Annotated in this window: 7 protein-coding genes and 1 pseudogene; 4 read left to right on the plus strand and 4 right to left on the minus strand. The window is 68.2% G+C overall.

The window, feature by feature from the left end; genetic code table 11:
* On the plus strand, positions 1-221 hold a 221-nt coding region (locus tag WAL33_RS07970), incomplete at its 5' end, for a hypothetical protein (protein WP_422180197.1).
* 5 nt (positions 222-226) lie between these two features.
* Here WAL33_RS07970 and WAL33_RS07975 read toward each other — a convergent pair.
* The 4 genes from WAL33_RS07975 to WAL33_RS07990 form a co-directional block, all read right to left on the minus strand.
* Entirely contained in the window at positions 227-1258 is a 1032-nt protein-coding gene (locus tag WAL33_RS07975) for an acyltransferase family protein (RefSeq protein WP_422180199.1), read from the minus strand.
* A 130-nt stretch (positions 1259-1388) separates the two neighbouring features.
* Positions 1389-3185 (minus strand): glycoside hydrolase family 15 protein, encoded by a 1797-nt coding sequence (locus tag WAL33_RS07980; protein ID WP_422180201.1) that lies wholly within the window; start codon positions 3183-3185, stop codon positions 1389-1391.
* A gap of 179 nt (positions 3186-3364) precedes the next feature.
* Complete coding sequence (locus tag WAL33_RS07985; protein WP_422180203.1) at positions 3365-5527, minus strand: glycogen debranching N-terminal domain-containing protein; 2163 nt, start codon at positions 5525-5527, stop codon at positions 3365-3367.
* A 122-nt stretch (positions 5528-5649) separates the two neighbouring features.
* Positions 5650-6717 carry a glycosyltransferase family 4 protein gene (locus WAL33_RS07990; RefSeq protein WP_422180205.1) on the minus strand — a complete coding sequence of 356 codons (1068 nt, stop codon included), beginning with the start codon at positions 6715-6717 and terminating at the stop codon, positions 5650-5652.
* Positions 6718-6936: 219 nt separating this feature from the next.
* Between WAL33_RS07990 and WAL33_RS07995 the strand changes: the two genes are divergently transcribed.
* The 3 genes and pseudogenes from WAL33_RS07995 to WAL33_RS08005 all read left to right on the plus strand — a co-directional run.
* Positions 6937-8424 (plus strand): L,D-transpeptidase family protein, encoded by a 1488-nt coding sequence (locus WAL33_RS07995; RefSeq protein ID WP_422180209.1) that lies wholly within the window; start codon positions 6937-6939, stop codon positions 8422-8424.
* Between the two features lie 146 nt (positions 8425-8570).
* On the plus strand, positions 8571-9257 hold the full coding sequence (locus tag WAL33_RS08000) for a DUF882 domain-containing protein (RefSeq protein ID WP_422180207.1): 687 nt from the start codon (positions 8571-8573) through the stop codon (positions 9255-9257).
* A gap of 29 nt (positions 9258-9286) precedes the next feature.
* Positions 9287-9493: pseudogene (locus WAL33_RS08005) on the plus strand (hypothetical protein); the annotation flags it as partial.

The following is a 9493-nucleotide window of genomic DNA, read 5'->3' on the forward strand; positions in this document are numbered from 1 at the left end:
TCCCCGTGGCGGTGATCGTCGCCAGCCGGACCCCCAACGCGCCCCTGGACCGCGACTGGCGCGCCGCCGAGATCGCGCCCGCAGAGCGTGCTTGCCGCGCGGTGGTGATTGACGCTCGGGCCAGCCACACCTCGATCCTCGACGCCCAGCGTGGTGATGTGGTGGACGCGGTGGCGTGGCTGACCCGCGAGGGGCCGCCGGTCGAGGGGCGTGGCTGCTGAACGGCTTAGGGCCGGGACCCCAGCCACCGTCTCACCGGCGCGTCGTAGAACCGGAAGGCGGTCCAGGCCGCGGTCGGCGCGACGACCACGCCCAGGACCCCGAACCACAGCGGCAGCAGCGGCTTCCAGCCATCCGGATAGAGCCGCAACATCACCGCCCAGGTCGTCCAGTGCAGGGCGTAGAGCGGATAGGAGAGCTCGCCCGCCGTCCTGCACAATGCGCCGACTGAGCCCTTGGGGTCGTGGGCGCCCACCAGCACCAGCAACGGGAACAGCAGCGCCACGCAGGTGAAGTCGAACAGGCCGTTCCAAGGTAAGATTGGCCACGCCAGGATCGGTCCAGACAGGATCGGCATGGCCAGCGCGGCCATCAGCACGAGGGCCGGCGCCAGCAGGCGCGGCTTGGGCGCCAGGGCCCGATACCGCCAGCAGGCCCAGCCCAGGCTGAAGCTGAAGGTCGCCCGCACCACGCCCAGCCAGAAGGTCGCCTGGTCCCAGCCCGTCTCCACGCCGTTCAAGCCCAGGGCCACCCACGCCATAACCGCGCCGCTCAGCACCACGATCGCCATCAGCCCCAGGTCGGGCAATCGCCGTAGGGGGAACCACAAGGCGCTGACGATCACCTCCAGGCACAGCGACCAGGCCAGAGGATTGAACGGGAATAGGGTGGGGAAGGTCCATTCGGCCGGGTGGCCCAGGCGCGGGATCAGCAGCAGGCCGCGCGCCAGGTTCGGCCAGAACGGCGGCGCGCTGCGCGAGGTCAGGACCGCGCCGATCAGGGTCGACAACACCAGCAGCGGCCAGATGCGGACAATGCGGATCCAGAGATAGGCCGGCCAACCGATCCGGCGACGCTCGAACGCGTGGGCCAGGACGAAGCCGCTGAGGCAGAAGAAGAAATCGACCCCGAGATAGCCGTGGGCGAACAGCGCCGGCCGCCCCGTCCAACTGGCGAAGTGGTACAGCAGCACCCCCAGCGCCGCCACGGCCCGCAGGCCGTCCAAGGCGGCGAACCGCTGTGTCCCGTTTTCCGTCACCCGTCGGTTCTTGAGGATCGCGGCGGGTTTCGCAAGGGGGCTGGCAATCCTGGTCCGAACACGCATCGGCTGGATCGGCGAGGCCGGTGACCGCCGGCCCCGTTCGATCTCGAACCGGAGGAGCGCGCTCTTACCGCACCGCCGTCCACGGCCGGCTCAGCAGCACCGCGCAGTTGATCAGCCCGACCAGCGAGTACGTCTGCGGATAATTGCCCCACAGCTCGCCGTCGGCGAAGCCGATGTCCTCCGACAGCAGGCCCGCGGTGGTGCGCCGGCCCAGCATCTCCTCGAACAGTTCGCGGGCCTCGTCGATGCGGCCGGCCAGGTACAGGGCCTCCACCAGCCAGAAGGTGCAGATGTTGAACGCCGTCTGCGGGGCGCCGAAGTCGTCGGGGATGGCGTAGCGCAGCAGGTAGGACCCCTTGCGCAGGCCCGCCTCGATCGCCGCGACGGTGGCGACGTTGCGCGGGTCCTTGGCTTCGATGAAGCGTAGATCGACCAGCTGCAGCAGGCTGGCGTCCAGCTCGTCGCCCTCGAAGGTGGCGGCGTAGCGGCCAAGGTCCGCGTTCCAGGCGCGCTGGTCGATGGTGGCGCGCACCTTGGCGGCGCGGTCGTTCCAGAAGGCGGCGCGATCGGCCAGGCCCAGGCGGTCGGCGGCGTTGCCCAGCCGGTCGCAGGCCGCCCAGCACATCACCGCCGAATAGGTGTGGACATTGGCCCGGCCGCGGAACTCCCACAGGCTGGCGTCGGGCTGGTCGTGCAGTTGGAAGGCCCGTTCGCCCACGGGCTCCAGATTGTGGAAGTCCTCGACCGTGCCGGGCCGCAGCAGGCGCTCGTCGAAGAAGGCCTGAACGGTGGACAGGATGATCTGGCCGTAGACGTCGTGCTGCTGATGCTCGAAGGCCTGGTTGCCGATCCGCACCGGCCCCATGCCGCGATAGCCGGGCAGGGCGGGGGCGAAGCGTTCGGTCAGCTGCGGCTCGAACCCCACCCCGAACAGCGGCTGGATGTGGCCGCCGGCCGCCCGGTCGACGATGTTGCGCAGGTAGCCCAGATAGTTCTCCAGGATGTCGACCGCGCCCAGGCGGTTGAGGGCCTGGACCACGTAATAGGCGTCGCGCAGCCAGCAGTAGCGGTAGTCCCAGTTGCGGCCGCTGTCGGCGTGCTCGGGGATCGAGGTGGTCATGGCCGCCACGATCGCCCCGGTCTCCTCGTGCATGCAGAGTTTCAGGGTGATGGCCGAGCGGATCACCGCGCTCTGATAGTCCAGCGGCACGGCCAGGCCCCGCACCCAGTCCATCCAGTATTCCTGGGTCTGTTGCAGCATGCGGTTGCAGGTGGCCCCGATGTCGGCGTTGAAGCCCTCGTCGGCCCCCAGGAACATGGCGATGGGCTTTTCCAGCCGGAAGGTGCGCTCCTCCAGCACGTGCGACACCGGCCCGTCGGTCGACAGGCGCAAGGTCATGTCCGAGCACAGATAGCGGATGTGGTTGGAGCCGTGGGTGCGCTCTGCCGCCCGCGCGCCCCAGTCGGCGCTGGGGCGCAGACGGATGGTGATCCGCGCCACGCTGGTCAGGGGACGGATCAGGCGAATGAAGGCGGTGGGCCGGAAGCTGCGGCCGAACTGCTGGTAGCGGGGGGAGAAATCGATGATCTCGACGCTGGCCCCGTCGGCGTCGGTGATCACCGTGCGCAGGATCGGGGTGTTGCGCAGATAGGCCTGCTCCACGCTCGTGGCGCCGTCGACCGCGACCTCCCAGACGCCCTGGGCGGCCGGATCGCCGGGCTCCAGCCCGCCCAGCAGCGAACTGAAGACCGGGTCGGAATCGATCCGCGGCGCGCAGGCCCAGACGAAGCGGCCGCTACGGTCGATCAGGGCGCTGACCGCGCAGTTGCCGATCGGGAAGAGGTCGAGGTTTTGCGGCATGCTGTGGTTCCGCTCGCTTTCACGCTTCAGTTTTTCAAACCGCTCATCCCGGCGAACGCCGGGACCCAGATCCCAAAGCTGGGAGGCTGATTGGAAGGGCGTCGAGCTCGTGGAGCCAACACCCTGCCTTGTGCCATCTGGGTCCCGGCGTTCGCCGGGATGAGCGGACCGTTAGAGGCTCACCGCCGTATCAGGATCGGCACCGGCGAGTGCTTGCCGGTGTGGGCCGCGACGTGGGCGCCGATGTGCTCGAAGGTGATGTCGGTGCTGTCCGCGCCGATCCGCAGGCCGTCGATCTGCAGGTGGTCGATGCCGATCGGTAGGCGCGGATCGCTCAGATGCACTTCGCCCCGCCAGCCGTCGATGGTGATCCCCAGGCAGGCCTGCAGCATCATGAAGGCCGAGCCGGCGGCCCAGGCCTGGGGCAGACAAGCCACCGGATAGGCCACCGGCGGCTCGCCCGGTTGGCGCGGGAAGCCGCAGAACAGCTCCGGCAGGCGCATCTCGTAGTGGGCGGCGGTCTCGAACAAGCCCGAGGTCATCTGAACCACGCCGTCCCGGTGGCCGTAGCGGGCCATGCCCATGGCGCAGATGGCGGTGTCGTGCGGCCAGACCGAGCCGTTGTGATAGCTCATCGGATTGAACCGCGGTTCGCCCTGGGCCAGGGTCCGCACGCCGAAGCCGTTATGAAACGCCGCCGACAGCAAGGCGTCGGCCACCTTCTTGGCGCGGTCCGGCGAGGGCAGGCCGCAGAACAGCAGGTGGCCGGGATTGGAGCCGCGCACGCGACAGGGCTTGCCGTGACCGTCGATGGCCATGGCGTAGAAGCCCTTGTCCTCCATCCAGTAACGGTCCTCGACCTGCTGGCGAAGCTGCTCGGCCTTGGCCGCCCAGCGCGCGGCGTTCTCGGTCTCGCCGCGTCGTTGGGCCAGGTCCGCCATGCCCTTGAACGCGGCGAAGGCGTAGCCCTGGACCTCGACGACGGCGATCGGCCCGTCGGGGAACTTGCCGTCCTCGTGGAAGACGCTGTCTTCGCTGTCCTTCCAGTTCTGGTTGGACAGGCCCGATTCCAGGCCACGGGCGTAGTCGATCAGGCCGTCGCCATCGCTGTCGCCGAAGTGTTCGATCCAGGCGATGGCGGCCAGCAGCGGCTCCCACAGGCCCTCGATGAACTCCAGATCCCCGGTGCGCTCGGCGTAGGCGCACGCCAGGGCCACGAACAGCGGCGTGGTGTCGACCCCGCCGTAGTAGCGGCCGAACGGCAGCTCGCCGAGCGCCGTCATCTCGCCCTTGCGGGTCTCGTGCATGATCTTGCCGGGGGCGCTGTCGCTGAAGGCGCTGACCTCCTCGGCCTGGTGCTCGGCCAGATAGCCCAGCACGCCCTTGGCCAGGCCGGGCTCGATCCACAACACCTGCCAGGCGGTGATGATGGCGTCGCGACCGAACGGGGTCGAGAACCAGGGGATGCCGGCATAAGGATAGGGGCCGGTGGCGAACTGGGTGGTCAGCAGGGCCAGATCGGCGCGTGACTTCTCCAGCCAGTCGTTGAACAGCCGGCCCGAGGAGCGCAGCCGCGCCCCGTGCCGTCGACGCTTGCGCATGTCCAGCCGGGCCCGCGCCGCCGCCGCCCGCCAACGCTCGCGGGTGGGCGGATTGCCTTGATCGACGCCGACCTCGATATAGAGATCGAAGTGGGTTTCCGGCGTCAGCATGAACATGAAGTCGGCGCGCTGCGGCCCCAGACGGCCGGGCGGTTCGGAGAACGAGACGATGCTGGTGCGCCGCACGCCGTCCAGGCCGTCATAGGCGTAGGTGACCGAGCGGCCGTTCATCTCGGCCGGCAGCACGCGGCCGCGACCGGCGGGTCGCGTCGAGCCTCGCACCTCGAACATGTCGTGGAAGTCGGCGTCGTATTCCAGGCCGACCGGCAGGATGACCATGTCGCGGCTGTAGTTGACGAAGCGCAGGCGCTCGTAGAGCCGCTGGTCCCAAAGGAACCGCTTGCGCTCGACGTGGATCGCGCCGTGCGGCGCGGCCGCGCCGCCCAGCGCCGGCAGCGGCTCGTTGGTCGCGTGCGAGGTGAAGAACACGTTGTCTTGTGACACCGCCGCGCTGAGCAGGGCCGGCGAGCGGCCGCCCAGCAGCAGGCGCAGCTTCGACAGAAGCCGGGTGTCGTCATGGAACAGGCCGTCGGCCGCGCCCAGCACGTCGCCGAACGCGTCGGCCACGAGGAAGGTGTCCTTGTCCTTCAGCGCGAACAGTCGGTAGGGGACGCGCGGTTCGCCCGTCTCGCCCTGTTCGACGGCGCCGCTCGGGGTCGGGCCTGGTGTGAGATCGTCCATGTATTTTTTGGCCTCTTGCGCTGAGGTCCCTCGAAAACCCGCCGCGCCACGGGCGCGGCGGGCGGGCTTCAGATTCCTAAAACCTGATCATGTCTCTGACGCGGCGACCGCGTGGGGCAGGGTCAGGCGCTTTGGGCCAGCGTCAGGCGGCGTGGCGGCGCTGACGCTTCTTCCAGGCGATCATAGAGGTTCAGATAGCGACGGGCCATGGCGGTCGCTGAAAACCGGGTCTCGAACCGGCGGCGGATCTCTAAACGGTCGAGATCGCCCAGGCGTTGGGCCGCGGCGACGGCCCCGTCCTCGTCTTGGACGATGAAGCCGGTCAGGCCGTCCTCGATCACCTCGGGCACCGAGCCGCAGTTGTAGGCGATCACCGGCGTGCCGCAGGCCATGGCCTCGATCATCACCAGCCCGAACGGCTCGGGCCAGGCGATCGGGAACAACAGGGCGTCGGCCCCGCCCAGGAAATCGGTCTTCTGGTGATCGCCGATCTCGCCGACGAACTCGATCAGCGGGTGGTCCATCAGGTGTTCGATCTCGTCATGGAAATAGGCGCGGTCGGCCGCGTCGATCTTGGCGGCGATCTTCAGCTTCTTGCCCAGGCGCTTGGCGATGGCGATGGCCCGGTCGGGACCCTTCTCCGGAGATATGCGGCCGAGGAAAGCCAGATAACCTTCGGGTTTTTCTCGGAAATCATAAATCTCTTCAGCCATGCCGTGCAGTACGGTGCCGGCCCAGTTGGCGAAGGGCAGAGGCTGGCGCTGGTCGTCCGAGATCGAGACCAGCGGGAATTGCGACCAGCGGCGATAGACGCCGGGAAGATCCTTCAGATCCAGGCGCCCATGCAGGGTGGTCAGGGTCTTGCCGGCCATGTCCTCGAACATGGGGAACTGGATCATGTCGGTGTGGAAGTGGATCACGTCGAAGCGATGGGCCTGGCGGCGAACCTCGGCCAGCATCGCCATGTGGGCGGCTAGGTCCGACTTCAGCAGGGCGGGATCCAGGCGGATGGCCTGGTCGCGCACGACGACCAATTCGGCCTTGGTGCGGGCGTCGCCCGAAGCGAACAGGGTGACCTCGTGTCCCAGATCAACCAGGGCGTCGGTCAGGTGGGCTACAACGCGTTCGGTGCCGCCGTAGAAGCGCGGAGGGACAGCTTCGTACAGGGGCGGAACCTGGGCGATCCTCATCGATGGAATCCTGACAATGGAAGGCCGCGACCACGCGCCCCGACCCTGGATAAAACCGCCAGTGTGTCGTTAAGGTTCCGCATCGAAAATAAAGAACCAGAAGCGATCTCAACCGTTCAGCTTGCACGATGTCGGCGTTGACGCGTCGAGGTCGGGACGGCCATCTGAAGGTGCGCGGACTAGCCGCGTGTGAGCGTGCGGCGAGACCATTCGACGGTGATCAAGTCCTGGACCAAACGTGACGCGCTGCTTGGTGGGGCGCTCTCCTTCTTCTCGCTCTCCTCGGCCGCCGCGCAGATTCAAAATCCGCCGCTTGTGCCCGCGCCGCCGGCCCCGCCGCCGCCGACCAGCGTCGTGCTGCGGGACGACCAGGTCGATCTGCTGGTTCGCACCCTCGGCCGGGCCTACACCCACGGCTTCGAAGTCAACGCCTTCGCGCCGGACGCCCTTGCGCCGCTGCTCGGCGCCCGTGATGCGCTGACCCGCCAGGGCGCTCAGGCCCAGCTGATCGGCCTTACCCTGCGCTACGCCAAGGCCGTGCGGACGGGCCGCCTGGCCCCGGACGCCTTCCTGAGCAACTGGGGCCTGCGCCCCTTGCCCTACGATCCGGGTCCCGATTTCGTCCGGGCGGCCGCTCAGGACCGCCTCGGGCCGTGGCTGGACAGCCTGCCGCCGCCCTACACCGGCTATCAGACCTTGCGGAAGGGTCTGGCGACCTATCGCGACATCGCCGCCAAGGGCGGCTGGAAGCCGATCGCGGCGGGAGAGGCGTTGAAGCCGGGCGCGACCGGCGATCCGCGGATCGCCGCCCTGAGGGCTCGGCTGGCGGTCGAGGACGCGACGGTGGCCGCCGGCCAGGCCTTGGTGTTCGACCTGCCCCTGCAGCAGGCCCTTATGCGCGCCCAGAAGCGCTTCGGCCTCAACCCCGACGCCAGTCTGGGCCCCGCGACCCTGGCGGCGCTGAACGCCCCGGTCCAACGCCGCATCGACCAGATCCTGGCCAATATGGAGCGCTGGCGCTGGCTGCCCCAACAGCTGCCGGCTGATCGCATCCAGGTCAATATCGCCGCCGCCGTGATGAGCGTCTTCCACGACGACGCCCCGAACCTGACCATGCGGGCGGTGACCGGCCGACCCGGCGACGAGACGCCGATGCTGTCGTCGGTGATCCATTCGATCGTGCTCAATCCGCCGTGGAACGTGCCTTCGTCGATCGCCGCCAAGGAGCTATGGCCCAAGGAGCGCGCCAATCCCGGCTATTTCGCCCGCAACGACTTCATCGTCATCTCGACCGGCGGGGGGACATCACGGCTGCAGCAGAAGGCCGGCCCCAAGGCCGCCCTGGGGTTGGTGAAGTTCGACTTCGACAATCCCTACGGCGTCTATCTGCACGACACGCCCAGCCGCTCGAAGTTCGAAAGCTTCAGCCGCCTGGCCAGCCACGGCTGCGTGCGTCTGGAAAAGCCGATCCCGCTGGCCAAGCAGCTCTTGGCCACCAGCCCCGACTGGCCGCCGGACGTCGTCGACGCGACCCTGGCGAAGGGCAAGACCGTGCGGGCCCAACTGGCCCAGCCGATGGCGGTCTTCCTGCTCTACTGGACCGCCTACATGACCCCAGACGGGCAGATGAACTTCCGCGATGATCCGTATGGTTGGGACACCGTGCTGGTGCAGCGAATTGCCGCATCCGTCCCTGGCTCCGCTTGACCCCAGCCGTCGCCTGAGGCCTCTTCCCCGGCATGGGTCTTTCCGATTTGGAAAGACTCAGTCGGTTTTAGTGCTCGCTTGAGGATCGCCAAGTGCGGTGATCCAGCCTTCCGGCATCTCGCGAGGTCAGTCCGGGGAAGCGTAGAATGATCGAACGACGCAAGCTGTTGGGGCTGGGCCTCGGCGTGCTCGGGGCCGCCGCGATCGGGCCGATGGCGGCCTTGGCCCAATCCAGGCTGGGGATTTCCGATCCGATCTCCGACCTTTTGCAACGCCAGTTGGACCTTTCCGAGGACGTGGCCGACGAAGGCCTTCCGGCCGCCGCGCGGGCTGTCGCCCCAGCCGCCGCGCCGGTCTCCCAGGTCCGTGGCGCCGCGCACGCGCCCCGCTGGCTGAAGCTGCACAACATCCACACCCAGGAAAAACTGGAAGCGGTCTATTTCGACAAGGGCGAGTACGTGCCCGACGCCGTCCAGGCGCTGGACCGGGTGCTGCGCGACTACCGCACCGGCGACGTCTATTCGATGCATCCGGAGCTGTTCGACACGCTTTCGACCCTGCACCAGAAGACCGGCTCCAAGGCGCACTTCCAGGTGATCTCCGGTTATCGATCGCCCAAGACCAACGCCATGCTGAACCAGCGCAGCGGCCAGGTCGCCAAACGCAGCCTGCACATGGACGGCAAGGCCATGGATATCTATCTGGAGGACGTCGCTCTGGATCGATTGAGGGCCGCGGCCCTGGATCTCGGACGCGGCGGCGTGGGTTACTACCCCGTCAGCAACTTCGTCCATGTCGACGTCGGCCCCGTCCGACGTTGGGTCGGCTCGTAAGAGGGCCGCGGATCAAGAGGAAAGCCCGGATGGCCAAGGCCGAACGCAAGAGCAACCCGTTCGGATGGATTGTCCTGGGCGCCTTGGCTGGGGCCGTCGCCACCGCCGGCGTGCTGCTGGCGGCCTCCTCAATGAACGCCGACCAAGACCAGGACCATGACGCCGAGCCGGCACGGGTCGCCGTTGCCGTCGACGCCGAGGCTGATCCGGCCCCGGTGGCCGCCGCGCCCCAGTCC

The organism is Caulobacter sp., from assembly GCF_049283275.1.
Taxonomy (GTDB): domain Bacteria; phylum Pseudomonadota; class Alphaproteobacteria; order Caulobacterales; family Caulobacteraceae; genus Caulobacter.

Coding starts and splice junctions, on each gene's coding strand:
- WAL33_RS07980 (WP_422180201.1), bottom strand. CDS start 3,185: ATGCCGCAAAACCTCGACCTCTTCCCGATCGGCAACTGCGCGGTCAGC.
- WAL33_RS07985 (WP_422180203.1), bottom strand. CDS start 5,527: ATGGACGATCTCACACCAGGCCCGACCCCGAGCGGCGCCGTCGAACAG.
- WAL33_RS07990 (WP_422180205.1), bottom strand. CDS start 6,717: ATGAGGATCGCCCAGGTTCCGCCCCTGTACGAAGCTGTCCCTCCGCGC.
- WAL33_RS08000 (WP_422180207.1), top strand. CDS start 8,571: ATGATCGAACGACGCAAGCTGTTGGGGCTGGGCCTCGGCGTGCTCGGG.